The organism is Citrobacter sp. RHBSTW-01013 (assembly GCF_013781985.1).
Lineage (GTDB): Bacteria > Pseudomonadota > Gammaproteobacteria > Enterobacterales > Enterobacteriaceae > Citrobacter > Citrobacter braakii.
Genome location: NZ_CP056185.1, coordinates 3053403 through 3077302, shown reverse-complemented (window position 1 = coordinate 3077302; position 23900 = coordinate 3053403). Strand labels below are relative to the sequence as shown.

23 protein-coding genes and 1 pseudogene are annotated in these 23900 nt (G+C 49.1%); 15 read left to right on the top strand and 9 right to left on the bottom strand.

What is annotated here, in order from left to right:
• Positions 1-54 precede the first annotated feature (54 nt).
• Positions 55-2235, bottom strand: coding sequence for a TonB-dependent siderophore receptor (locus HV350_RS14885; protein ID WP_181628811.1), 2181 nt, complete (start codon positions 2233-2235; stop codon positions 55-57).
• 253 nt (positions 2236-2488) lie between these two features.
• Positions 2489-3124 carry a TetR family copper-responsive transcriptional repressor ComR gene (comR, locus tag HV350_RS14880; RefSeq protein ID WP_016156207.1) on the bottom strand — a complete coding sequence of 212 codons (636 nt, stop codon included), beginning with the start codon at positions 3122-3124 and terminating at the stop codon, positions 2489-2491.
• 243 nt (positions 3125-3367) lie between these two features.
• Between comR and bhsA the strand changes: the two genes are divergently transcribed.
• The gene (gene bhsA / locus HV350_RS14875; protein ID WP_029139491.1) at positions 3368-3625 is read left to right on the top strand and encodes a multiple stress resistance protein BhsA; all 258 of its coding nucleotides are present in this window, start codon (positions 3368-3370) and stop codon (positions 3623-3625) included.
• An 84-nt stretch (positions 3626-3709) separates the two neighbouring features.
• Here the strand turns inward: bhsA and HV350_RS14870 are convergent, their stop codons facing one another.
• The 3 genes from HV350_RS14870 to HV350_RS14860 all read right to left on the bottom strand — a co-directional run bounded on the left by HV350_RS14870 (position 3710) and on the right by HV350_RS14860 (position 9453).
• Entirely contained in the window at positions 3710-4675 is a 966-nt protein-coding gene (locus tag HV350_RS14870) for a L,D-transpeptidase family protein (RefSeq protein WP_181628810.1), read from the bottom strand.
• 148 nt (positions 4676-4823) lie between these two features.
• Positions 4824-8270 (bottom strand): transcription-repair coupling factor, encoded by a 3447-nt coding sequence (gene mfd, locus HV350_RS14865; RefSeq protein ID WP_016152681.1) that lies wholly within the window; start codon positions 8268-8270, stop codon positions 4824-4826.
• A 118-nt stretch (positions 8271-8388) separates the two neighbouring features.
• Entirely contained in the window at positions 8389-9453 is a 1065-nt protein-coding gene (locus HV350_RS14860; RefSeq protein ID WP_181628808.1) for an acyltransferase family protein, read from the bottom strand.
• Between the two features lie 261 nt (positions 9454-9714).
• Here HV350_RS14860 and lolC point away from each other — a divergent pair, with 261 nt between their 5' ends.
• The 5 genes from lolC to cobB all read left to right on the top strand — a co-directional run bounded on the left by lolC (position 9715) and on the right by cobB (position 14742).
• Positions 9715-10914 carry a lipoprotein-releasing ABC transporter permease subunit LolC gene (lolC, locus tag HV350_RS14855; protein ID WP_003030806.1) on the top strand — a complete coding sequence of 400 codons (1200 nt, stop codon included), beginning with the start codon at positions 9715-9717 and terminating at the stop codon, positions 10912-10914.
• Positions 10907-11608, top strand: a complete 702-nt coding sequence (gene lolD, locus HV350_RS14850; RefSeq protein ID WP_003832278.1) for a lipoprotein-releasing ABC transporter ATP-binding protein LolD — start codon at positions 10907-10909, stop codon at positions 11606-11608. Before lolC ends, lolD begins: the two co-directional genes overlap by 8 nt.
• Positions 11608-12852: a lipoprotein-releasing ABC transporter permease subunit LolE gene (lolE, locus tag HV350_RS14845; RefSeq protein ID WP_016152683.1), complete on the top strand. Its 1245-nt coding sequence runs from the start codon at positions 11608-11610 to the stop codon at positions 12850-12852. The genes lolD and lolE overlap by 1 nt, the downstream gene beginning before the upstream one ends.
• A 141-nt stretch (positions 12853-12993) precedes the next feature.
• A complete protein-coding gene (gene nagK / locus HV350_RS14840) occupies positions 12994-13905 on the top strand; it encodes an N-acetylglucosamine kinase (RefSeq protein WP_016152684.1) in 912 nt (303 codons plus the stop codon).
• 15 nt (positions 13906-13920) lie between these two features.
• On the top strand, positions 13921-14742 hold the full coding sequence (gene cobB, locus HV350_RS14835; protein WP_016152685.1) for a Sir2 family NAD+-dependent deacetylase: 822 nt from the start codon (positions 13921-13923) through the stop codon (positions 14740-14742).
• A 51-nt stretch (positions 14743-14793) separates the two neighbouring features.
• On the opposite strand, the gene potD is transcribed toward cobB, so the two are convergent.
• Positions 14794-15840 carry a spermidine/putrescine ABC transporter substrate-binding protein PotD gene (gene potD, locus HV350_RS14830; RefSeq protein WP_029139492.1) on the bottom strand — a complete coding sequence of 349 codons (1047 nt, stop codon included), beginning with the start codon at positions 15838-15840 and terminating at the stop codon, positions 14794-14796.
• A gap of 27 nt (positions 15841-15867) precedes the next feature.
• Positions 15868-16647: a spermidine/putrescine ABC transporter permease PotC gene (gene potC / locus HV350_RS14825; RefSeq protein WP_003030794.1), complete on the bottom strand. Its 780-nt coding sequence runs from the start codon at positions 16645-16647 to the stop codon at positions 15868-15870.
• A gap of 238 nt (positions 16648-16885) precedes the next feature.
• On the opposite strand from potC, the pseudogene HV350_RS14820 reads away from it, so the two are divergent.
• A pseudogene (locus HV350_RS14820) lies at positions 16886-16993 on the top strand (antitermination protein); the annotation flags it as partial.
• 138 nt (positions 16994-17131) lie between these two features.
• Here HV350_RS14820 and HV350_RS14815 read toward each other — a convergent pair.
• Entirely contained in the window at positions 17132-17344 is a 213-nt protein-coding gene (locus HV350_RS14815; RefSeq protein WP_016152687.1) for a KTSC domain-containing protein, read from the bottom strand.
• Between the two features lie 553 nt (positions 17345-17897).
• Here HV350_RS14815 and HV350_RS14810 point away from each other — a divergent pair.
• The 3 genes from HV350_RS14810 (at position 17898) to HV350_RS14800 (ending at position 19240) form a co-directional block, all read left to right on the top strand.
• A complete protein-coding gene (locus HV350_RS14810; protein ID WP_005127641.1) occupies positions 17898-18110 on the top strand; it encodes a cold-shock protein in 213 nt (70 codons plus the stop codon).
• Between the two features lie 428 nt (positions 18111-18538).
• The gene (locus HV350_RS14805; protein WP_071600303.1) at positions 18539-18727 is read left to right on the top strand and encodes a cold-shock protein; all 189 of its coding nucleotides are present in this window, start codon (positions 18539-18541) and stop codon (positions 18725-18727) included.
• 342 nt (positions 18728-19069) lie between these two features.
• Positions 19070-19240 (top strand): hypothetical protein, encoded by a 171-nt coding sequence (locus HV350_RS14800; protein ID WP_223949811.1) that lies wholly within the window; start codon positions 19070-19072, stop codon positions 19238-19240.
• A gap of 203 nt (positions 19241-19443) precedes the next feature.
• On the opposite strand, the gene HV350_RS14795 is transcribed toward HV350_RS14800, so the two are convergent.
• Entirely contained in the window at positions 19444-20529 is a 1086-nt protein-coding gene (locus HV350_RS14795; protein WP_047359316.1) for an FUSC family protein, read from the bottom strand.
• Between the two features lie 1340 nt (positions 20530-21869).
• On the opposite strand from HV350_RS14795, the gene cspG reads away from it, so the two are divergent.
• The 5 genes from cspG to HV350_RS26530 all read left to right on the top strand — a co-directional run bounded on the left by cspG (position 21870) and on the right by HV350_RS26530 (position 23827).
• Positions 21870-22082, top strand: a complete 213-nt coding sequence (cspG, locus tag HV350_RS14790; RefSeq protein WP_047359315.1) for a cold shock protein CspG — start codon at positions 21870-21872, stop codon at positions 22080-22082.
• Between the two features lie 10 nt (positions 22083-22092).
• On the top strand, positions 22093-22281 hold the full coding sequence (locus tag HV350_RS14785) for a cold-shock protein (protein ID WP_087121842.1): 189 nt from the start codon (positions 22093-22095) through the stop codon (positions 22279-22281).
• Positions 22282-22354: 73 nt separating this feature from the next.
• Positions 22355-22585, top strand: coding sequence for a hypothetical protein (locus HV350_RS14780; RefSeq protein ID WP_019076503.1), 231 nt, complete (start codon positions 22355-22357; stop codon positions 22583-22585).
• Between the two features lie 206 nt (positions 22586-22791).
• Positions 22792-22965 carry an addiction module toxin, GnsA/GnsB family gene (locus tag HV350_RS14775; RefSeq protein ID WP_016152691.1) on the top strand — a complete coding sequence of 58 codons (174 nt, stop codon included), beginning with the start codon at positions 22792-22794 and terminating at the stop codon, positions 22963-22965.
• 697 nt (positions 22966-23662) lie between these two features.
• Complete coding sequence (locus HV350_RS26530; protein WP_175299807.1) at positions 23663-23827, top strand: YnfU family zinc-binding protein; 165 nt, start codon at positions 23663-23665, stop codon at positions 23825-23827.
• The last annotated feature ends 73 nt before the right edge of the window (positions 23828-23900 follow it).

Here is a 23900-nt window from a genome sequence, read left to right as displayed (position 1 = left end):
AGCATTATCCTGAACATTAGCCCCCCATTCGCTCAGGCTGGGGGGCTTTTTTTATCAGAAGGTTAAGGCGTAGTTCAGACCAAAGGTGCGGCCCCGGCCTTTGTATTCATACAGTGACGGGCTACCGTAGGTTGGGCTGTACAGCAGTGGCGCACGTTGTCCCCACAGCGTGGTGTATTCTTCATTCAGCAGGTTTTCCACGCTAAAGGTCAGTTTACCCAACGGGAGCTGATAGCTGCCGATAAAGTCCATCGTGTTATAGCCGTCCAGCTTATTGCCGCTGGCGTCCGTCAGATCATATGTTTGCTGGCTCTGTACGCGCAATGTCCACGGTTCAGGTGCCCAGCCGACCCACGCGGTGGCTTTGGACGGGGAAGCCAGGGTGACATCCCATTTCTGCCACTTACCGTTTTGCTTCACTTCCGATTTAATGACGTTGAAGTTGCCGCCCAGACTCCAGTCCGTATCCGCAATGAAATAATCCACCGCACCTTCAAGGCCATAAATACGGCGATCGTCGGGCTGGACGTTAATGGTCATATCGCTGCGGTTGATAACGATCGATTTATCCGAAGTAGAGTAGTAAGCGGCCAGCTGCGTGCGCAGACTGTCGCCAGTGTAGCGCCATCCCAGTTCGTAGGAGTTAACTTTAATCCCCTCCAGGCGTGAGTCCGCCACGTTGACGCTGCGCTGGAGCTGGTAATGATCGCCAACCAGGGAATAGGTGCCGTTACCGTAATATTTCCCCGGGTCCGGAAGCTCCACGCCCTGAGAGAAGTTAAACCATGTCTGCTGACGGTCGGTCAGGTGGGCGAGGATACCGGCGTTAAACAGGAAATTATCGTAATCGGTTTTACCGCCAGGAATGGTATCGGCGGAGTTTGCCAGGCCGGTGGCAATTCCCTGTTGTTGGGCATAACCCACGAAATCATCCACCCTGTTTTCGGTCCATTGATAGCGCACACCGCCGCTGAGGGTAAAGATGTCGTTAATGTCATAGCTGTTCTGCAGGAAAGGCGCGAAGTTGGTGATGCTGTAACCGGGGTAACGCCCGGTGGTATAAGCGGTTCGGTTGTCCATACCGCCGGAGGGCAGGGACCAGGCCAGATCGAAGAATTTCTGATTGGAATCGAAGGTTTCGTGATCGGCATCGACACCCCACGTCAGCTCCCAGTTGTCCATCAGCTGGCTGTTGAGGGTGATTTTGGCACCAAACTGGTCTGTGTCCTGCTGCGATGCGGAGAAACTGGTGACCTTACCTTTGCTCAGCGTAGGGAAGGGGTAGAATTTCAGCGATTCGTCACGGTAATAGATTTGGCTGACCAGGTTCTGGCCGAAGAAATCCGCGTCTGAATACTGCAGGCTGATCAGATGACGCTCGGTGCCGGGAATACGATCGGAATTCAGTCCGCTGCTGGTATAAGCCTTACCGTTTCCCGTCACGGCGGACATGTTCTCGCCAAGATCCAGTCCGTAATCGTCATCCCCCTGGCTCTTATAATACTGCGTAACCAGTTGTAACTGACGGTTGTTGTCAAGCTCAATCGTTCCGGTGCCCATCACGTCCAGACGATCGGAGTGCTGCAGGCCGGTTTGGGTGTTATCCAGCAGCAGGGCATCGTGATTGCCGTCATACCAGCCGCCAAACCGTTGATACGCGACGGACATGCGCCCGGAAGCGCGATCGGTTCCTCCGCTCACCGCCGCGGCAACGCGTTCATCATGATCGTTACTGTTATTGAAGCCGCTTTTACTCCCCAGTTCGAGTTCTACTTCACGCTCCGGCTGGCCTTTTTTGGTGACAATGTTGATTAACCCACCGGTACTGCCGCCGCCATACAGTGAGGTTGCACCTGAGATGACTTCAATGTGTGCGATGTTAAACGGATCAATAGAATCCAGTTGACGACTGTCAGTACGCGAGGAGTTCAGACGGACACCGTCTATCAGTACTACGATGGCACGACCGCGCATATTCATGCCGTAGTTTGTGCGCCCCTGGCTGCTGACATCGATTCCTGGGATTAACTGAGCAAGAACATCTTTGAACTCTTTCCCCCCCTGAACCTGCTGTTCAATCTCGCTTCCTTCAATAACCCAGGTCGTTTGTGCCATTTCTGCCACGGTGCGTTGACTACGGTTGGCACTGACGATGAGGTTATCTTCCTCAGCCGCGATGGCTGGGAGAGTTAAAGACAACAAGAGAGGATTGAGCACCCAGAGACGCTTATGCATTCGTATTCCTTTTAAAAAGAGTCGATCTTTTTTGTTATGGCGGTAGAGAAACCGATGGTTACATTGTGAAACCGGCGTTAAAACAAATGCGAATATTGCTGATAATAATTGTTGTTATCAATACATTTTACAAAAAATGATCGGATAAGATGCTGAAAACACTGAATAATGTAGGGGTAATCCGCGGGAATCTAACCGGGGGCTTAATCAGCTCCCGGTGGTGTCAGTACTGCGGGGAAATAGCGGGAAAGGGTTAAACTTTGATAAGTTCAGGCCACAGTCGCAGAGTCGTGTGTGCGATTTGCATCAGTTTTTCAAACGTTGCGCCTTCACGGGCGCTGATCGACATACCCTGTAAAATACAGTTCAGGTATTCGGCCAGTTTTTGCACGTCGCAATGGGCAGGAATTTCGCCTCGTTGCTGGCGCTGGTGAAGGAACTGGGTAAGCGTCTGTTCCTGCATTGCATGGCGGGATTTCACCGTGTGCGCAATATCCCGGGAAGAGGCCGCCAGTGTCGCGGATGTGTTAATCATGAAACATCCCGCCGGGGTGTCTTTACTGGTAAAGCAGGTTGCTATTGCGGTGAAATAGTCTTCCAGCGCGCACTCAAGACTTTTTTCTTCACAAAATAACTGGGCTTCATGTTTCGCCGCGAAGCGGGTGATGTAGCGGTCCAGTACGGCACGAAACAACCCCTCTTTATTGGTGAACTCCGCATACAGCGTGGGCGCTTTTGCGCCGGTTGCTTCTACCAGATCGGCGAGCGATGTCGCTTCATACCCGTGCTGCCAGAAGAGTGTCATGGCCTTATCAAGCGCGGCTTCCCTGTCGAACACTTTTGGTCGGCCACGGCTTTTTTTAGCACAACCTGTCATTTCAGTTGTCATGGCGCCGATGTACCTTTGTTGGGTTTATTGAATAACCATTATAAAAATATTCGACTGCACACTCCAGCGGATTAGCGATAAAAATAATTTAACGCTATTGATATGAAAAATAAGGTCTTTGTATTTTATATAACGATCATTATAAAAAAATGTTGACGTGTGACCTGTATCACATCTATGATTTACCTATCGATCGTTAAGTTAATCTTTGCGACACACATTCATCTGCTAAAGGTCACTATCATGAAAAACGTAAAAACTCTGTTTGTTGCTGCTGTTCTTAGCTCACTCTCATTTGCAAGCTTTGCTGCCGTTGAAGTTCAGGCCACACCTGCGGGCCAACAGAAAGTCGGTACTATTTCTGCGAATGCGGGGACTAACTTAGGTTCTCTGGAAGATCAACTGGCGCAGAAAGCGGATGAGATGGGGGCGAAGTCTTTCCGTATTACTTCTGTTACCGGTCCTAACACCCTCCACGGGACTGCCGTTATCTACAAATAAGATTTAACCCATCGCAATGCCACTGCGAGTTAAATAAAAAACCCCCGAGGAATAAAATCCAGCGGGGGTTTTTTATGCGCTGAATTACAGCGGTTGTTGAGCAACGTCGTGATGACGGGTGACATCGACCGGCATGCCTGAGCGAATCTCCATCGCATGTTCCATGACGGCAGAGTCCGTTTGCGCCGCATTCTTAAACGCCTGCATGGATGCGTTCAGCACGATCGGCAGCAATTGCGGGTCGTCATTGATTTTTTCGGACAACGGCTGGTGTACTTCAACCAGGCGCACGCCGTTAGGTTCAACAGATGCTTTGATTGGCGTATTGATAATATTGACCTTGGTTCCTGGCTTCACCTGACGGAACAGGGTTTCGATATCACCGTCGCGTAGACGAATACAGCCGGAACTGACGCGCATTCCGATGCCAAAATCAGCATTAGTTCCGTGCAGCAGATACACGCCGCCGTATGCCGCTAAGCGAATGGCATGATGGCCCATCGGGTTATCCGGCCCGGCAGGCACCACGGCAGGAAGGTCGATCCCGTTCGCTTTGTATCGCGCGCGGATATTTGCCGTAGGCGTCCAGGTTGGGTTGGCACGTTTATCAGAGATGGTGGTTACCATTGTGGGCGTCAGCGTGTCACCGCCTAACTGGCCAATACCAATAGGATACACGGTCACCGAATTTGTCCCCGGCTGGTAATAATAAAGACGCAGTTCGGCGAGGTTGATAACAATGCCTTCGCGCGGCGCGTCCGGCAGCAGAGTTTGTAACGGAATAGTCAGCACGCTGCCCGGACGTGGTACGTAAGGGTCAACGCCGGGGTTGGCCTGTAGCAGCGCCAGAAAGCCGACATTGTATTTTTTCGCAATTGCTTCCAGAGAACCGCCATTGTCTTCGACAACATGAACGGCATTCTGACCCACCACGCGGCTTCCCGGTGGCGGCAGCGGCCAGGTATTTGCCTGGGCCGGAAGTGCTAACGCGAAGGTCGCGGCAAGCGTAAAAAATGCTAACCAACGAGAGAGTCGTTTATTGTTTAACATCACCATAAATCCATTGTTTTTACGTGGTTTTTATTATGTAAAAGTAAACAAGAATTATGGCGGTTTGCAGTGTCGGGAAGTGCAGGGAAGTGCAAAGAGTTTGTAAATTCATCAGGCCGGGTGAGTGGAGGACTCACCCGGCTTGACGCTAGGCTACGGCGTTCTCTTCAAGCTGGCGCATAAACTGGCGAACCCAGTCGATCCGTGCTTTACGCTCGCCCAACTCCTGCATGAATTTCAGGCGTGTTGGACCATCCAGACGGAAGTGCTGCGGTTGTTTTTGCAGTAAACCAATTAGCCAGACTGGGTTAACATGGTTTTTCTCGGCAAACTCAATAGTACCGCCTTTTTCATTGCCTTCGAGCTTTCTGATCCCCAGTTTCTGCGCCTGCTGGCGTAAACGGGCAATATCCAGCAACGTCCGGGCCGGGTCGGGCAGCAGGCCAAAACGGTCTATCAGCTCGACCTTAATTTCTTCCAGCTCGGTTTCGCCTTTCGCACTGGCAATGCGCTTGTAGAACGACAGTCGCGTGTTGACATCCGGGATATAGTTATCCGGGAGAAGCGATGGCATGCGCAGTTCGACTTCGGTTTGCTGGCTGGTGAGATCTTCCAGCGACGGTTCACGCCCTTCTTTGAGCGCATCGACAGCGTTTTCCAGCAGCTCCATATACAGTGAGAAACCGATGCTTTCCATGGAGCCACTTTGATCTTCGCCCAGCAGTTCCCCTGCGCCACGAATTTCGAGGTCGTGGGTCGCCAGCGCAAAACCTGCACCTAAATCTTCCAGCGAGGCGATGGCTTCCAGGCGTTTTTGTGCGTCGGTGGTCATCGCTTTTGGATGCGGCGTTAGCAGCCAGGCGTATGCCTGATGGTGTGAGCGTCCCACACGACCCCGTAGCTGATGCAATTGCGCTAAACCGAAGTGGTCAGCTCGTTCAATGATGATGGTGTTGGCAGTGGGAATGTCGATCCCGGTTTCGATAATGGTGGTACACACCAGCACGTTAAAACGCTGGTGGTGGAAATCGTTCATCACGCGTTCCAGTTCGCGCTCGCGCATTTGCCCGTGGCCGATACCAATGCGCGCTTCCGGCACCAGTTCCGCTAATCGGTCAGCGGTTTTCTGGATATTTTCGACGTCGTTAAAGAGATAATAAACTTGTCCCCCGCGCATAACTTCACGCAGGATAGCCTCGCGTACCACCAGGTTGTCATATTCGCGCACAAAGGTTTTGACCGCCAGACGACGAGCGGGTGGTGTGGCGATGATCGACAGATCGCGCATGCCGCTCATCGCCATGTTGAGCGTGCGCGGAATTGGCGTTGCCGTCAGAGTCAGAATATCTACATCCGCGCGCATTGCCTTGATACGTTCTTTGTGGCGAACGCCGAAACGGTGCTCTTCATCGACAATCAGCAGCCCCAGATCTTTTAGCTTCACATCCGCTTGCAGCAGTTTGTGAGTGCCGATGAGAATATCGATTTTACCTTCGGCAACCTGCTCCAGAATCTGCGCTTGCTCTTTGGCGCTACGGAAACGGGACAGCATCTCAATGCGTACCGGCCAGTTGGCAAAGCGGTCGCGGAAGTTGTCGAAGTGCTGCTGAGCGAGCAGGGTGGTCGGTACCAACACGGCAACCTGCTTGTGATTCTCTACGGCGAGAAAGGCGGCACGCATCGCGACTTCGGTTTTACCAAAGCCGACATCGCCACACACCAGTCGGTCCATGGCCAGTGGTTGACACATATCGCTGAGTACCGCGTTGATCGCCTGTGCCTGGTCGGGCGTGGTTTCAAACGGGAAGCTGTCGCAAAACAGCTGGTACTGTTCACGGTCATGCTTAAAGGCAAAGCCTTCTTTCGCTGCGCGCTGGGCATAAATATCCAGCAGCTCTGCCGCGACATCGCGGACTTTCTCAGCGGCTTTCTGTCGGGCGCGTGACCAGGCATCACCGCCCAGTTTATGCAGCGGCGCATTCTCTTCCGCGCCGCCGGCGTAGCGGCTTATCAGATGCAGCGACGACACCGGCACATACAGTTTGGCGTCGTTGGCATAGGTGAGCATCAGGTATTCACCGGTAATGCCGCCTGCTTCCAGCGTGGTCATACCGGCATAGCGACCCACGCCGTGCTCCAGATGCACCACTGGCTGACCGGGATGCAGCTCCGCGAGGTTACGAATTAACGTGTCCGGGTTGATGGTGCGACGAGAATCCTGGCGGCGACGCGCCACACGTTCACCGAGCAGATCGCTTTCACAAATCAGCGCCAGATTGCGTTTGCTATCGATGAAGCCGTGCTCGGCTGAGCCAATCATCAGATAACGACCGTTGTCTACGGCTTCGTCGAGTCGCAATATCCGCTTCGGCGCGACTTTGATGCGGGCGAGTAGTTCGCCTAGCGCTTCCCGGCGTCCTTCACTTTCCACCGAGAAAATTACCGGACCGGTAAAGCCTTCAAGGAATTTACGTAATGCATCTAACGGTGCTTTTTGCTGTGCCTGAACGGCGATATCCGGCAGCTTCTGGAACCCGAGGTTGGTATTCGCCGCTTTCTTCGGCAGACTCTCGGTTTTCAGCTGAACGCGCGGCCAGCGTTTAAGTTCAGAAAACAGCTCATCAACCCGCAGCCACAGCGATTCCGGTGGCAGAAGCGGGCGCATCGGATCAACGCCGCGATTCTCAAAGCGTGACAGGGTATCGGCCTGGAAGCGTGCTGCGCTGGTCTCGATATCGCCGGTATTTACCAACAACGTATTGGCGGGGAAGTAGCTGAACAGCGGCGGCAGCGGCTCGCTGAAAAACAGCGGCTGCCAGTATTCAATCCCCGTAGGTAACGTGCCTTTGCTGACCTGTTGATAAATATGCTCGGCGTCGCGTTTTACCTCAAACGTATCACGCCACTGACTACGGAACAGCTCAATGGCCGTTTTGTCAGTCGGGAATTCGTGTGCGGGCAGCAAATTAATGGCATCGACTTCTTCCAGCGTGCGCTGAGTGTCAGTATCAAACAGACGCAGGCTGTCGATTTCGTCATCAAAGAAATCCAGACGATAAGGCAATTCGCTGCCCATCGGGAACAGATCTAACAATGCGCCACGCGTGGCGTATTCGCCGTGTTCCATGACCTGATCAACATGGCGATAGCCAGCACTGTCCAGTTGTTCGCGCAAGGCGTCGCGCGAAAGCCGCTGGCCTTTTTTCATGACCAGCGCATGACCGTGCAGATAGCTGTGCGGACAGACACGCTGCATCAGCGTATTTACCGGAACGATCAGTACGCCGCGCTGCATGGCGGGCAGTTGATACAGCGTGGAGAGCCGTGAGGAGATAATCTCCTGATGGGGAGAAAAGCTGTCATAGGGAAGCGTTTCCCAGTCGGGCAGGTTCATCACCATCTGGTCAGTAAACTGACGAATTTCATCATGCAGACGCAAAGCATTTTGCATGTCCGGTGCGATCAGCACCACTGGACCCGCGTGACGTTCGGCGATTTCGGCGACCAGCGTTGCGCAGGCGGCACCCGTAAGCTCACCCAACTGGCGCTGATCGGAAGCGCCCGTTGGGAGCGTGTAACGATGTTGTTCAGGCATTCGGTTGTCAGGATCTCGTTTAGATATACATCTGATAAGCAATGTTCTTTATTATCCGTGATCGTTTCTCATAAGCAAATTGATTCGCCCCCGAATGGGGGCAAAAAGCGCGAAGGGGTTAGCGCGAGGCGAGCGATAAAGAGGGTGGGGAAAAGAGCAGATCGGCCACGGTTTTTTGTGAAATCTTACGCACCAGCAGGCCAAACAGGGTGCACAGCAGCAGACAGGCGAACGGATACACCAGTAGCAGGGCCAGCTCCGCGTATGCAGGCCAGGCGGCATGATTGATTTTGGGGATAAGCGTTAAGCTGAACAGCTCAACCAGAATACGGTGAGTGGTGTAGATGGCGATGGTATTGGCGCCAATCACGCTTAACGGACTGGACGCGCGCATGCCAAAGTGGAGCTCGAACTGATAAAACAGCTTCATGATCAGCACAATGGAAAGGAGAGAAAGCAATAGCGAGACATTTGCCAGCCACGCGACGACGGCGACGATTGTGCAACCCAGAACAATGACCGCATGACGGCGCAGGGGCACCTCCTTGATCCACGCCATCAACATTGCGCCAAACCATGCGCCGAGGCTATACCAGGGCAAATTGCGAATCACGCTGTTCATTCCCCACCATGGGGTCGGGAAAAAATTGATCGCCACGCTCAGCGCCACAAATAATGCTAACAACGGTATCGCCCAACGGCTGAAAATTTTACACAGAACAAAATAGACAATCAGCGCGTACAGATACCACAGGCTGGTGCTGGCGGTCAGCATCCCGTGGGTAAAACCCGCAATCGAATCCGCATAAGCGGCGTTGGCGGCATGGGTCAGATCGCGCTGCGGGGCGAGCCAGTTATTGAGCGTCACCAACGCCAGCCATTGCACCACTCCCCAAAGCACCAGCACCCAGGCGATACTCCAGATCCGTTTCTCCACGCAGGTTGTCCACGGGACGTTATCGATGTAGCGACGGATCAGATACCCCGAAATAAAGAAAAACACCGGCATGCGAAACGGTGCCAGGTACAAATTGAGGTAAATCCAGCATTTGCTCAACACCTCTGACAGTGGATGCTGAAAAGTGGTGAGGTGCGGGTAAAATGTGATCACCGAGTGGTAAATCACCACCAGGCAAATGCATAACCCCTTGATTTGATTAATCCATAGTTCTTTTTTATTCATTGAGACGGCGCATCCATATTGATTGCAATAGCCTGCCATCCTGCGCAACCCGCTGTGCGCTGTAATGCGTAACTGTCTGCATTTTGTTTTTTTAGGATAAAGGTCAGGGAGCAGGGTTGCAGGGGAGAGGGACAACTTTAGCGGTTTGATTTATTTATACTTTTAAGAATAGTGCTGACGAACACTTACGGTTCAGTCATTTACCCATTCCGCTTTCGCTTATATACTCGTGACTTTGCTAACAGCAACCAGACGGATTTCATGTACCAACCTGTCGCTCTATTCATCGGCCTGCGTTATATGCGTGGGCGTGCAGCAGATCGCTTCGGTCGCTTCGTTTCCTGGCTCTCCACCATTGGCATTACTCTCGGGGTAATGGCGCTGGTTACGGTGTTGTCGGTGATGAATGGTTTCGAGCGCGAGCTGCAAAACAATATTCTTGGCCTGATGCCTCAGGCCGTCCTCTCGTCTGAACAGGGTTCCCTAAACCCGCAACAGCTACCGGAAAAAGCGGTGGTGTTGAACGGCGTCAACCGCGTCGCACCGATAACCACGGGGGATGTGGTACTGCAAAGTGCGCGTAGCGTGGCAGTCGGCGTGATGCTGGGTATTGACCCGGCGCAAAAAGATCCATTAACGCCATATCTGGTCAATGTGAAGCAAACAGATCTGCAGCCGGGTAAGTATAATGTCATCCTCGGAGAGCAGCTTGCCGGGCAACTGGGTGTTAATCGTGGCGATCAAATTCGCGTGATGGTGCCCTCAGCCAGCCAGTTTACCCCCATGGGGCGTCTGCCGAGCCAGCGTCTGTTTACGGTAATTGGCACCTTCGCCGCCAACAGCGAAGTCGACGGCTACCAGATGCTGACCAACATCCAGGATGCGTCACGTTTGATGCGTTACCCGGTGGGCAATATTACCGGCTGGCGTCTGTGGCTCAACGAACCGTTAAAGGTTGATACGCTGAGCCAGCAAACGCTGCCGCAAGGTACCAAATGGCAGGACTGGCGCGAGCGCAAAGGGGAATTGTTCCAGGCCGTGCGTATGGAGAAAAACATGATGGGGCTGCTGCTTAGCCTGATCGTGGCGGTGGCGGCATTTAATATTATTACCTCGCTGGGTCTGATGGTAATGGAGAAGCAAGGGGAAGTGGCGATTCTACAAACGCAGGGGCTGACGCCGCGGCAGATAATGATGGTGTTTATGGTTCAGGGGGCCAGTGCCGGGATTATCGGCGCGCTGCTGGGCGCGGTGCTGGGCGCATTACTCGCCAGTCAACTGAACAACCTGATGCCAATTATCGGTGTGCTTCTGGATGGGGCTGCGCTGCCGGTCGCCATTGAGCCGCTGCAGGTTATCGTCATTGCGCTGGTGGCGATGGCCATCGCGCTGCTGTCTACGCTTTATCCTTCCTGGCGCGCTGCCGCCACTCAACCCGCTGAGGCTTTACGTTATGAATAAGATCCTGTTGCAATGCGACAACCTGTGCAAACGCTATCAGGAAGGCACAGTGCAGACCGATGTACTGCACGATGTCAGTTTTTGCGTCGGTGAAGGTGAGATGATGGCTATTGTCGGCAGCTCCGGTTCCGGTAAGAGTACGTTGCTGCATCTGTTAGGCGGTCTGGATACGCCAACTTCCGGCGATGTCATTTTTAGCGGTCAGCCGATGAGCAAACTCTCGTCGGCGGCGAAAGCGGAACTGCGTAATCAGAAGCTGGGCTTCATTTATCAGTTCCACCATCTGCTGCCGGACTTTACCGCGCTGGAAAACGTGGCGATGCCGTTGCTGATCGGCAAGAAAAAACCGGCTGAAATCACCGAGCGCGCACGGGATATGCTGAAAGCAGTAGGGCTGGACCACCGTGCCAGCCATCGTCCGTCTGAACTTTCAGGCGGTGAACGCCAGCGCGTGGCCATCGCTCGTGCGCTGGTGAATAACCCGCGCCTGGTACTGGCGGATGAGCCAACGGGTAACCTTGATGCGCGTAACGCGGACAGCATTTTCGAGCTTCTGGGTGAGCTGAACCGCTCTCAGGGCACGGCATTTTTGGTGGTGACACACGATCTGCAACTGGCGAAGCGCATGAGCCGCCAGCTTGAAATGCGCGATGGTCGCCTGACGGCTGAACTGAGCCTGATGGGAGCTGAGTAATGGCTTCGCCTTTATCGTTATTGATTGGTCTGCGTTTTAGCCGTGGCCGGCGGCGCGGCGGCATGGTCTCGCTGATTTCCGTGATTTCCACCGTTGGCATTGCGTTGGGCGTCGCGGTGTTGATCGTCGGCTTAAGCGCCATGAACGGATTTGAGCGTGAGCTGAACAACCGTATTCTGGCCGTGGTGCCGCACGGTGAGATTGAAGCCGTGAACCAGCCGTGGAACAACTGGCAGGAAGCGCTCGACAAGGTACAGAAGGTACCAGGCATTGCCGCTGCGGCGCCTTATATTAACTTTACCGGGCTGGTGGAGAGTGGGGCGAACCTACGCGCAGTGCAGGTGAAGGGCGTTGATCCGCAGCAGGAGCAGCGTTTAAGCGCGCTACCCTCGTTTGTGCAAAACCACGCATGGGATAATTTCAAAGCGGGTGAGCAACAAATCATTATTGGTAAGGGAATTGCCGATGCGCTGAAGGTGAAGCAGGGCGACTGGGTATCGATTATGATCCCTAACGCCAGTGCGGATCATAAGTTACAGCAGCCTAAACGCGTGCGTTTGCACGTCACGGGGATCCTGCAACTGAGCGGTCAGCTCGATCACAGCTTTGCCATGATCCCAATGGAAGATGCGCAGCAATACCTGGATATGGGATCCAGCGTTTCCGGGATCGCGCTGAAAGTGAACGACGTGTTTAACGCCAATAAGCTGGTGCGAGACGCGGGTGAAGTCACCAATAACTATGTGTACATTAAGAGCTGGATCGGTACTTACGGTTATATGTATCGCGATATCCAGATGATCCGCGCCATTATGTATCTGGCGATGGTGCTGGTGATTGGCGTGGCCTGTTTTAATATCGTTTCCACGTTAGTGATGGCGGTAAAAGACAAGAGCGGCGATATTGCGGTATTAAGAACCCTTGGGGCTAAAGATGGCCTTATCCGTGCCATTTTTGTCTGGTACGGCCTGCTGGCGGGTCTGTTCGGTAGCCTGATAGGCGTCGTCATTGGGGTGGTTGTCTCGCTGCAACTGACGCCGATCATTAACGGTATTGAGGCGCTTATCGGCCATCAGTTCCTGTCCGGCGATATCTATTTCATTGACTTCCTGCCATCGGAATTACACTGGCTGGATGTGATTTACGTGCTGGTGACAGCACTCGTGCTGAGTCTTTTGGCAAGTTGGTATCCGGCGCGTCGCGCCAGCAATATTGATCCTGCGAGAGTACTTAGCGGCCAATAACAATATATACACGAAAGCATTCATGCGGCGGTAAGGCGGCAAACCGAAATCTCCACGAGCATAGATAACGATGTGACTGGAGGGGGAGGGCGCAGCCAACCCCAAGGCATCTTGAAGGATGACGTGTATCAAGGAGCGGTGATGTATTACGGATTTGACATCGGCGGGACCAAAATTGCGCTGGGCGTGTTTGATAAGCAACGTCGTTTGCAATGGGAAACACGCGTCCCTACGCCTCGCGACAGCTATGACGCTTTCCTTGATGCGGTCTGCAATCTGGTGACGGAAGCGGACCAGCGGTTCGGCGTTAAAGGTTCGGTAGGCATCGGCATTCCTGGCATGCCGGAGACGGAAGACGGCACGCTGTATGCGGCCAACGTTCCTGCTGCCAGTGGTAAGCCGCTCCGCGCCGATCTCAGCGCTCGCCTTGACCGCGATGTGCGTCTGGATAACGATGCTAACTGTTTTGCTCTTTCCGAAGCCTGGGATGACGAGTTCACCCAATATCCGCTCGTGATGGGGTTGATCCTCGGCACCGGTGTTGGCGGCGGTCTGGTGCTTAACGGGAAATCCATCACCGGACGCAGCTATATCACCGGCGAGTTTGGTCATATCCGTTTGCCAGTCGATGCGCTGACGTTGATGGGCTTTGATTTCCCATTGCGCCGCTGCGGGTGCGGTCAACTGGGATGCATCGAAAGCTATCTTTCCGGCGGTGGATTTGCGTGGTTGTATCAGCATTACTACCATCAATCGCTGGATGCCCGTGAAATTATCGCGCTGTGGGAGCAGGGTGATGAACAAGCACGTGCCCATGTTGAACGCTATCTGGATTTGCTGGCGGTGTGCCTTGGGAATATCCTGACTATCGTCGATCCTGATTTGGTGGTGATTGGCGGAGGCTTGTCGAATTTTACCGCTATTACGACGCAACTGGCGGACCGACTGCCACGTCATCTGCTGCCGGTTGCCCGGGTGCCGCGTATTGAGCAGGCGCGGCACGGTGATGCGGGCGGGATGCGCGGAGCCGCTTTCCTACATCTTACCGATTAATACAAAGAGGTTGTTATGCTGTCGCGCCGGGGTCATCGGTTAAGCCGCTTTCGTAAAAATAAACGCCATATGCGCGATCGCCTGCGTCAACGAATCTTTTTCAGAGACAGAGTGGTGCCTGAATTGATGGAAAAACCAAGAGTGCTGGTACTGACGGGAGCGGGAATCTCCGCTGAGTCAGGAATTCGAACCTTTCGCGCGGCGGATGGTCTCTGGGAAGAACATCGGGTAGAGGACGTTGCGACTCCGGAAGGATTTAGTCGTAATCCGCAACTGGTCCAGTCGTTTTATAACGCCCGTCGTCATCAGTTGCAACAGTCAGAAATCCAGCCTAACGCGGCGCATATCGCGCTGGCAAAACTCGAAGCCGAGCTGGGCGACCGTTTTTTACTGGTGACGCAGAACATTGATAATCTGCATGAACGTGCGGGCAGCCAGAACGTAATCCATATGCACGGCGAACTGCTCAAGGTTCGCTGTTCTCAAAGCGGGCAGATTCTGGAGTGGACTGGCGATGTGACTGCGGAAGATAAATGCCATTGTTGCCAGTTTCCGGCGCCACTGCGCCCGCACGTGGTGTGGTTTGGTGAAATGCCGCTGGGCATGGATGAAATTTATATGGCACTGGCAATGGCCGATGTGTTCATTGCGATTGGTACATCGGGCCATGTATACCCGGCAGCGGGGTTTGTGCATGAAGCTCGACTACATGGGGCGCATACGGTAGAGCTAAATCTCGAACCGAGCCAGGTAGGAAGCGAGTTTGAAGAGAAGTATTACGGTCCGGCAAGCCAGGTGGTGCCTGAGTTTGTTGAGAAATTATTGAAAGGACTGTGATTTTTATGCCCGATACGCGCAGCGCCATCGGGCATTCCTTACAACGCTGAATTAACGTCCTGCTTTCAGCTTCTGATAATACTCTTCATAGATAGCGCTGGCGGAACCGACATCGTTCTGCCATTCCCCTTTGTTGATGGTTTCTGCATCCGGGTAAAGGGTTTTATCGTTCGCGACTTCAGGGCTTAACAGCTTACGTGCTGCCAGGTTTGGCGTCGGATAACCGATGGTTTCCGCGACTTCTTTCGCCACGTCCGGGCGTAGCAGGAAGTTAATCAGCTTCAGCGCACCTTCTTTATTTTTTGCGTTTGCTGGAATAGACAGGCTGTCCATCCAGAAAATCCCACCTTCTTTCGGCCATACCACTTCCAGCGGTGTACCTGCCTGACGCGCAACATACGCGGAGCCGTTCCACACCATCCCCAGATTGACTTCGCCTTCCATATACGGGTTGGCCGGGTTGTCAGAGTTAAATGCCGCGACGTTAGGCATCAGCTTCTTCAATTCGTTATAGGCGGCTTCAATCTCTTTAGGATCGGTGGTATTGCCGGAGTATCCCAGCTTGCGCAGCGCCATCTGGAACACTTCTCGCGCATCATCCGTTAACAGCAGGCTACCTTTGTACTCCGGTTTCCACAGATCGGCCCAGCTGGTTACTGTTTTCGGGTCGATGGCATCGCTATTGATGCCAATGGCCGTCGCACCCCAGATATACGGGATAGAGTAGTCATTGTTGGGGTCGAATGGCTTGTTGAGCATTTCCGGATCGAGGTTGTGGAAGTTGGTCAACGTCGACTTGTCGATCTTCTGGATCATGCCTTCTTTGCGCATTTTATCGACGTAATAGGTGGACGGAACCACCAGATCGTATGCGCCGTCTTTATAGGTTTTGAGCTTGGCGTACATGGTTTCGTTCGACTCGTAGGTCGAATAGATAACCTTAATGCCGGTCTCTTTGGTGAACTGCTCCAGCAGTCCAGGCGGGACATACTCGGTCCAGTTATAGAAATAGAGCGTGTTGTTGTCATTAGCGTGAGCGGCGCTCATGCCCAGTGCCAGAGCACCCGCCGCGAGCAGGTGGCGTGACCATTTTTTCATCATTTAACGTCCCCTGAATTAAGGGCCTTAGCGGCCCTTGGTTTTATCACGTGCAATAAGCTGGCTGGCAATCACCATAACCAGCGACAGAACCAACAAAATGGTCGCCAGCGCGTTCACCTCTGGTGATACGCCGACTTTTACCATTGAGTAGATTTTTAACGGCAAAATTTCATAACCAGGCCCGGTAACGAAGGACGACACGACGACATCATCCATCGACAACGTAAAGCTCAGCAACCAGCCGGCAGCCACTGCAGGCATTGCCAGAGGCAGTATAATCTTGCGCAGAATAGTCACTTCACTGGCGCCGAGATCTTTGGCGGCTTCAAGCATTCGTACATCAAAACCTTTCAGACGTGAGTAAACCGTCACCACCACAAAAGGTAGACAAAAAGTGATATGCGAGAACAGCAGTGACCAGAAACCCAGTTGAATGCCGATCAGCATAAACAGCACCAGCAAAGAAATCGCCATTACGATATCCGGCGACATCATCACCACGAACAGCATGCCGCTGACAAACGGTTTACCGCGAAAACGGTAGCGGTACAGTGCAACCGCTGTGAGTGAGCCGATCAGCGTGGCAAACGTGGCGGATAGCACCGCCATCGTCAGCGAGTGTTGCGCTGCCTGTAGCAGGCTGTCGTTGTTCATCAGCAGGCCGTACCATTTGGTGGTAAAACCCTGCCAGTTGATGCCAAAGCGCGAGCTGTTAAAGGAGTTCACAATCAAAATAATGATTGGAATATACAGATACGCGTAGATGGCGGTCATAAAACCGCCTCTGAGCAGCCGACCGATCATTCGCGTTTCACCTTCTTGTTCAGAAGGCGCGATGTTTTCAGAGTATTGAAAATAATCAACTTTTTCTCTTCTCCAAAATCTCTCCAAAACTTCCCGCCAAAACAGATAGCCAAAAAGAAGCAGCTATCACTAAGGCCGCGAATTTTACAACAATTTTTAGGATGATCGGGAAAAAAAGGCCATTTAAATGACCAGCTTTACTCATTGCTGACTGCGAGTGGCGGTATAGCAATCGGTTCAGGGAACAATTAGCGCAAGCTACCGCTGTGGTGGTAAAGGGGAGGTACTTGACTGCAAAGCCACGAAAGAGCATGGCGTCCCAGTGTTTGAAACCTGTGAACGCTGCAGGGAGCATGCTTAACGAAGGGTAACGAAATTGACGGGAATAGTGGTTTTTGGGATATCAATTTCCTGGCCCGGTGGTAACAAAAACAGAAAACACCAGAACGGCGTTTTACGCTATCTACAGCGTAAATTTCTTGAATCACCCTGTTTTACGACACAAGAATTTACCTTTAATGACACCGTCAAAGAAACGGCCTTTAGATTGCACCGTGAGAAAAGAGTTATAGATGCTTTCAGGAACGCCCACATACTGGAAAGTTGAAGAATTTACGAAACCAATCTCCAGTATCTTTTCTAATGGGTAGTAACCAATAAATTTTATTTTTGATGAAATCATTGCCTGTCGTTGCATTTTTTCTCCTTCAATTTTTTTAATTTTCCTTCTCTGATAATACACTGATATGAAACAAAAGGAGCATAGTTTTGTAAATGTTATGGCTGTTTCAGAATTTACTGGTTGGAAGAAATGATTTTCTTTGTTGCTATTAATTTCCTCAGCTGCGAAAAATAGCACGAAAATTCGTTGCTGGATTTTTACGGATTGAAACGGGGTTTCCTTTAAGTTGCTGATAAATATATTCTATTTTATTTTTCGTTATCCAGGGGACGACCGGCAGTATGTTATTGCTAGTGAACAGAACTCATTGATTATGCTGTCTCAGTTTCCATTTCTAAGATTTTGCGAAAAATTAAATGAAAAAATAACTTGCTATTGTTTGTGGGGTGTGTGATTAATGAGGGGTTGGTTAGGTACACAGACCCATTAAAGCGGTTTAGTAAAGCAGTTCTCATCTCAAGCGTTATCCACAGATAATCCTTTCTTTTGAGCCTTCTTATCGTTACTAATTAGATTGTGTGCGAAGCCCTTTTCGCCGTAAGGCTACATAGAATTTAAGGAATTACCTGTGTCTAATAAAATGACTGGTTTAGTAAAATGGTTTAACGAGTCTAAAGGTTTTGGTTTTATTACCCCTGACAATGGTAGTAAAGATGTGTTTGTACACTTCTCTGCTATTCAGAGTGGTGGCTTTAAAACGCTGAATGAAGGCCAAAAAGTTGAGTTCAGCATTACTGCTGGTGCAAAAGGGCCGTCAGCTGAAAACGTTGTAGCTGCCTGATATTTTTCCTGATGTAAACCAATATACGATAGCGAAGACGGTGAATGCCTGAGTAGATATATTGGTTTTTCAGAAACTCAACATCTGTCGACATAAAGCTGAACAGATGTCTGAGTCTAATCATTGGGTAGAACAGTTGAAATGATTATTTTATGAATGTCATTTGTTGTTTTACCTCTGTAGTTTTTCTTGCACGCTTAAGTGCATTCGTAAAAGCTAACAACATCCCAAAAATCGCTGGTGCTATAATATAAAGAAAATTATATTATTTTAGATTCCTCATGTGAACTGATAAGAAATATTTATTTTTTATTGCTTTTAATAGTGAGTTGTAACCTGATACTGAAAACCAAGAGAAACTATTAGTTAAATAGATCTTTTGGATATCACTGCGGTAGTGAGTGTTGTAGCAAATAAAGGCTAACATCATGACCGACCATATTTATTTTAAGTGCCCTTGTTGTCATGGGTCACAGTACAGAACTTCCCATTTTGATGTGACTGAGAAAAATCCCTTTGGTGCAAAGTGTATTTTTTGTAAATCATCAATGATCACACCAGATAACTATGCGCCATATACTTCCAGTAAATCAAATGAACAGGTGTTGCGAAAGTAACATTTGGCTCTGACCTTCCAGTTAAGGCGGCAAGATTCATTATCATTGCCAGGCACTGGTTTAAGTCCAACAAGGGCCGTCAGTCAGCTACTACCTCATCGAATTGAGCGGGCGACTTTTGAACTTGCAGGAGACGAGGGTTTGATCCTCTATGGCTACACCATGAATAAAAACCTCGTTCTAACGGGGTTTTGTCATTTCAGGGGTATCCGTGCAACATACAAGTAAGTTGGGCAAAGAATTGTATTTTTTGTTTTGCTATTAACATCATGCCTGATGTGTAACGGTATTACTAATAACCATATAAAGGGCAACGCATTGAGAATCATACAAAACCATATTATGGCCCAGGAAATTGGTGAAACAGTTATCCAGCTACTTGAAAATGGCAAAAGGGTTACGACAGGGAATATCATTGATTTGCTCGAACGGAAAAGTCATGCCTTGCACGGTCAAGAGGCCGATGAGATAAGAGAAATATTGATATTTATCAGGAAAAAATCTGTTCTGTAAACGTGTTATAAATCACGTACGGTGCTCACGGATTATGGTTTCTCAATCAAAGACCTACTGAGAGGCATCCAGCCTGGTAGTGCAAAACTCTTCTTTTCTGGCCCACACAATAGAATGGGCCTTTTTCATTACTAAAAGATAGGTTGTGATATCTGGACGGTGTGAGGCAATAATGATTACATATTTGTCGGTTGACATTGAAATCAATTATTTTCTGTAAGCGCTTTTGTGATTAGGGTTGATAGTGCTTCAAGTTGAATAGCAAGTTGAATGCTCAACCAGACATATCCGTGAACGGCGCTTTCAATGATTTCCTCGCCCTCATTGGCGAGTAAAAGACAATGCAACTCTTTAGTAATTTCGAGAAGATGCTCGCTATTTGATGCTATCGGCGTTGGGTTTCCTTCATGCAAGGCATGTGCGAGGGTGTTGAGGGTGCTACGGGTCATTTGTTCCATATCTGACAGCGTATGAGTATTCAATATGAGAAATCGACTGCCACGGGATGCCCAGTGGGCATTTATCTGAAATTTTTGCGCCGCTATCATATCGCGGGTTATCGATTGAATATCTTCAAGTAGACTCTTCGCAATCTTTGTTTCTTTATTTACTGGTGTAATAAGGCTGCGCATTTTTACTACATTATTCAGCGCTCGCGTTTGAAGTTTGGCCATTCTCGGGGGCGCAAGAACGTTTCGGGAGACTCCCGCAGTTGTTATTTTTAGATAATCAGAAAGAAAGTCAGCAAGTTGTATACGCCAGTTAATGAATGCTCTTTGGGGAAAAATGCTGGTAAACAACATCGCCAGAATGCATCCTATAATAATGTTGGTGCTTCGCCACAATGCTGTTTGTAAGTCTCCTGCAGGAGCGCTGCTGACAACCGCTAGCGTGATACCAATCAATAATGCGGCATAGGGACGTTTACTCATGGCCAGAAAACCACAAAGGAAAGCTGCGCATCCACACCACAGCATCATCATAGTGAGAGAGTACATTTCAATGTGTAATGCGATGATCCCCAAAATCGCACCCCCTACAGTTCCCGCCATACGTTCAAGTGCCCTGGGTATCACATTGCCCATGTAACTAATTGGTCCCATGACCACAACCAGTGTAATCAGGGGCCAGGAGTGGTCTGGTAAATTCAACATTCTTATCAGTAAGAAAGTTATAACAAATGCTAAAGCAATACGGATCCCATGAACTACGCGATAGTTGCGGTAAATCTTAAGTTCTAAAGGACTTATCGGTTTATTCCGTTCAATGGAAAAAATATTGTTTTTCATTGGTTAAAATCTTTAACATAGACAGAATTATAAAGAATGTTCAGATATACACTGAAAAAATAATCTCGTCTTACTTTTTTAACTTATAAAAAAGGAGGGCGATGCCTGACATAGGTTATTGTTAATCAATTGCTAATGCAGTAGCGAAAGAAGAGGTAATTTTTAATACCCACATTATCTTTGGATTTGCCATTATGGTGGTAAGCGGTTCTACACATCTTGAGTGGCCCCTGACTTAAATTCAACATGTTGACTTTGACAGATATTAAAAAGTTGTGGACTTCCAAAATACTGGTTAGCATGTTTAAAACGTTTTCTTTTTCAGGTTGTTATAAGGCTAAGCAAAACAGGTCAGATGGTTTCTGTGCACGGCTTTATATCAGCAACGGTATCATTATATTTATAACATATGCACTTTGATGAGCTAAGGCCCGGACCAAAGCTCATGAGATATAAGTTCTGGCTACATTAGATGGAAGCAGTACACAACCTATTCATGTGTTATCGAAAAGCAACTACGTAAACAGAAAGTGCAAGTGCGAGAAATATCCAGTATTGAGAATGGTAATGGAAAAGTTTGAGCATAAATATCCTCCACAGATTCGGTTCCTAATTAATGGCAGATTTAAATGTCAACAACAAACAAAAAAGCATGGGCATTGATTGTTTGATTGTTTCATATTGTTTCAGTGATGCGCTATGACGGTGCGTTTGCACCAACAATAGGATTTTTGCATTGTTATGGTGAGCTTAGTGTCAGCCGGGCATTAAGACGCGATCAATCTACTGATAAATATAACCCAGGCAGCCATATGCGGCTTTTTCTATCCTGTCTGTTACTCTTTGCCAGTCGCACACCGATACCACAAATCTTGCCCGCCGCCTGAATGCCGCAAAGCACACCGGAAATCTTGCCGTTCCTGCCAAAAGCAAAACAGCCGGAGCTGACGTTGTAATCCTCTCTGACATGCTCGGAAATTTCGTAGTAGAAGCTAAATATTATGCTGAGATGGAGGAAATACGACTCTTCCGTGAGTCAAAATCCCTGAAAACTTAGGGTGATAGATAAAGGTCTTAAGCAGCATGACATAATTTTCGATTTAAGCTATTTAAATTCATTTTTATGATAAGAATCATGTGCGATTTCCCTATAAAACTAAATCTTGCTATGTTTGGTTAATCATGCGTTAATGAATTCTTGGTTTGTAACGAATTTATCTAAAGCAAGTGCTGTAATAATTTTATTTCTTGTTCCTGTTGAGACTTCCTTGCTGGCTTTTCTCTCTGATGATTTTTTCGGACCATTCTGCCCAAGGGCTTACTCAAGAAAGGTAATAATTATGTCTAATAAAATGACTGGCTTAGTTAAATGGTTCAATCCTGAAAAAGGTTTTGGGTTTATCACCCCTGAAGATGGCAGTAAAGATGTGTTTGTACACTTTTCTGCTATCCAGAGTAATGATTTCAAGACGCTGAATGAGAATCAGGAAGTTGAGTTTAGTGTTGAACAGGGACCTAAAGGCCCCTCAGCAGTTAATGTCGTGGTTGTATAAGGTAACTGTTATTACACATCATATTCACTTCAGATGCCCGTGTTGCCACGGATCTCAGTACAGAACGTCGAGCTTTGATGTTACTGAAAAAAATCCTTTCGGAGCAAAATGTATTTTTTGCAAATCGGTAATGATTACATTTGACAATATTGCGCTATACATTCGTTCTGGTCAGACTTTGTTAGATTTTAGAAAATAAAGTTCAGGTTCCTTATGGAGCCTTTTTTGTATGCTAAACCGTTCATCTTTGTACGAACAATCACGGTATCATTATGAAAAAAGTAATCGTTTTTTTTAACTCAGAACCGGCAGTTGTTGTATCCGTAATGAAGGGAATTACTTCGATAATGCGTGAGTTTCCCAATGGGGAAAAAGCACACCTGTCCGTGATGTCAGCAGGATTTCCATCTCTGACAGGAGACCATAAAATAGTTTATGTTGCCTCTGATCGCGATGTCAGTTCCGAAGAGATTCTCGAGGCAGCATCGAAGCTTTTGAAGTGACATCTGATTGTTTCTTTACCGACCGAGATAGTAGTCCAGTGGTTTGCAGATGTTTTGCGCTTTTCTTGTATGAAGATTGTACTGCAACCTCTTGATTATTGAGTCTTTCCATTCTATCTTTTAAACATGTCAGCGCTGTTATAAGTGCTCCACGGGGAATGTTACATACTTGGCGTTGATACGTTAGAGATCAAGAGAGGTAAATAATGAACGTCGAAGAGTTAAAAACAAAAACTGAAGCGGATATTTCTGAATTCATTACAAAAAAAATTGTTGAACTCAAAAAAAAGACAGGAAAAGAAGTTTCCGACATCCAGTTTACTGCTCGTGAAAAAATGACTGGGCTTGAAAGCTATGATATTAAAATTACATTGATCTAATTGTTAAAAGACCCAGCTTGAATGAAAAGCATTATCTTAAAAGGTAATGCTTTTTTATTGCTGTCAAAAAATTTGGATGTTGTCAAAACCTTCATTTTTAACCATAGAGACAAGGCCTGACTTTTTAATGGGGCTTTTCCGATGCCAGCCCGCGCTATCGGGCTACTGCTGGCTCAGGGCAGGGAATGCACTTGTCGAATATTTCGTGGTCAGTGGGTATCACATTGAGGGGAGTGGGATGACGTAGTAGCCTGCGAATGGGTTAATTATCATTTCGGTCGGGATTGTTAGATAACCCAACACCTACTTTTACCGCAGCAAACAACATAATGCACAGAGCGGTAATGACGGTAAATACCAATGAAAGGCTGGTAATCATAAATTTTCTTCATTTCAGATGGATTTGATTATTAGACTAAGACATAAAGGAAAAGTTCAGGGTAAATATCATAGTATTTCCCGGAAAAAATATCGAAGCGGGTCATTGTATACCTGAGCGGGCTGCAGGGAGCCGTATCCAAGAGTGGCGGAGCAACGGTCTCAACGGCCCCTGTGGCTGCAAATATCTATCTTGGCAAACGTCGTCATCTACACTGTGATATCCCCCTTTTGGATAAAAAATAGGAAGATAAATTAAATGGTTAAATTTTATCCAAACGTGGTACAGTGAATCTCATTCATCGAAAGGGTAATCACCATGTCTCTCATCGATTACGCAATGAAGTACCTCGGCGGCGTATCGACGACTACTGTCATCTGCCCGGCCTGCGGCTTACGTTCATCCCAATCTATTTCTAAAATTCGTCTTAAGCAGACAATGCTGTGTCCTGGCTGTAAAACACTGTTTGTTTCACCACGATAACCCTGACACTTAGTTGCACCTAAACCCGGTGTTCTATACTTAAGTCAAATCCCGGCAGCTGTTAAATCCCTGA

What these genes read in the sequence shown, in the direction of transcription:
- lolD (WP_003832278.1), top strand. Translation starts at nt 10,907, where the DNA reads ATGAATAAGATCCTGTTGCAATGCGACAACCTGTGCAAACGCTATCAG.
- cspG (WP_047359315.1), top strand. Translation starts at nt 21,870, where the DNA reads ATGTCTAATAAAATGACTGGCTTAGTTAAATGGTTCAATCCTGAAAAA.
- potC (WP_003030794.1), bottom strand. Translation starts at nt 16,647, where the DNA reads ATGATCGGTCGGCTGCTCAGAGGCGGTTTTATGACCGCCATCTACGCG.
- HV350_RS14805 (WP_071600303.1), top strand. Translation starts at nt 18,539, where the DNA reads ATGACCGACCATATTTATTTTAAGTGCCCTTGTTGTCATGGGTCACAG.
- HV350_RS14780 (WP_019076503.1), top strand. Translation starts at nt 22,355, where the DNA reads ATGAAAAAAGTAATCGTTTTTTTTAACTCAGAACCGGCAGTTGTTGTA.
- HV350_RS14885 (WP_181628811.1), bottom strand. Translation starts at nt 2,235, where the DNA reads ATGCATAAGCGTCTCTGGGTGCTCAATCCTCTCTTGTTGTCTTTAACT.
- HV350_RS14860 (WP_181628808.1), bottom strand. Translation starts at nt 9,453, where the DNA reads ATGAATAAAAAAGAACTATGGATTAATCAAATCAAGGGGTTATGCATT.
- comR (WP_016156207.1), bottom strand. Translation starts at nt 3,124, where the DNA reads ATGACAACTGAAATGACAGGTTGTGCTAAAAAAAGCCGTGGCCGACCA.
- mfd (WP_016152681.1), bottom strand. Translation starts at nt 8,270, where the DNA reads ATGCCTGAACAACATCGTTACACGCTCCCAACGGGCGCTTCCGATCAG.
- lolC (WP_003030806.1), top strand. Translation starts at nt 9,715, where the DNA reads ATGTACCAACCTGTCGCTCTATTCATCGGCCTGCGTTATATGCGTGGG.
- HV350_RS14775 (WP_016152691.1), top strand. Translation starts at nt 22,792, where the DNA reads ATGAACGTCGAAGAGTTAAAAACAAAAACTGAAGCGGATATTTCTGAA.
- potD (WP_029139492.1), bottom strand. Translation starts at nt 15,840, where the DNA reads ATGAAAAAATGGTCACGCCACCTGCTCGCGGCGGGTGCTCTGGCACTG.
- HV350_RS26530 (WP_175299807.1), top strand. Translation starts at nt 23,663, where the DNA reads ATGTCTCTCATCGATTACGCAATGAAGTACCTCGGCGGCGTATCGACG.
- HV350_RS14870 (WP_181628810.1), bottom strand. Translation starts at nt 4,675, where the DNA reads ATGTTAAACAATAAACGACTCTCTCGTTGGTTAGCATTTTTTACGCTT.
- HV350_RS14795 (WP_047359316.1), bottom strand. Translation starts at nt 20,529, where the DNA reads ATGAAAAACAATATTTTTTCCATTGAACGGAATAAACCGATAAGTCCT.
- HV350_RS14815 (WP_016152687.1), bottom strand. Translation starts at nt 17,344, where the DNA reads ATGCAACGACAGGCAATGATTTCATCAAAAATAAAATTTATTGGTTAC.
- cobB (WP_016152685.1), top strand. Translation starts at nt 13,921, where the DNA reads ATGCTGTCGCGCCGGGGTCATCGGTTAAGCCGCTTTCGTAAAAATAAA.
- HV350_RS14800 (WP_223949811.1), top strand. Translation starts at nt 19,070, where the DNA reads ATGGCCCAGGAAATTGGTGAAACAGTTATCCAGCTACTTGAAAATGGC.
- lolE (WP_016152683.1), top strand. Translation starts at nt 11,608, where the DNA reads ATGGCTTCGCCTTTATCGTTATTGATTGGTCTGCGTTTTAGCCGTGGC.
- nagK (WP_016152684.1), top strand. Translation starts at nt 12,994, where the DNA reads ATGTATTACGGATTTGACATCGGCGGGACCAAAATTGCGCTGGGCGTG.
- bhsA (WP_029139491.1), top strand. Translation starts at nt 3,368, where the DNA reads ATGAAAAACGTAAAAACTCTGTTTGTTGCTGCTGTTCTTAGCTCACTC.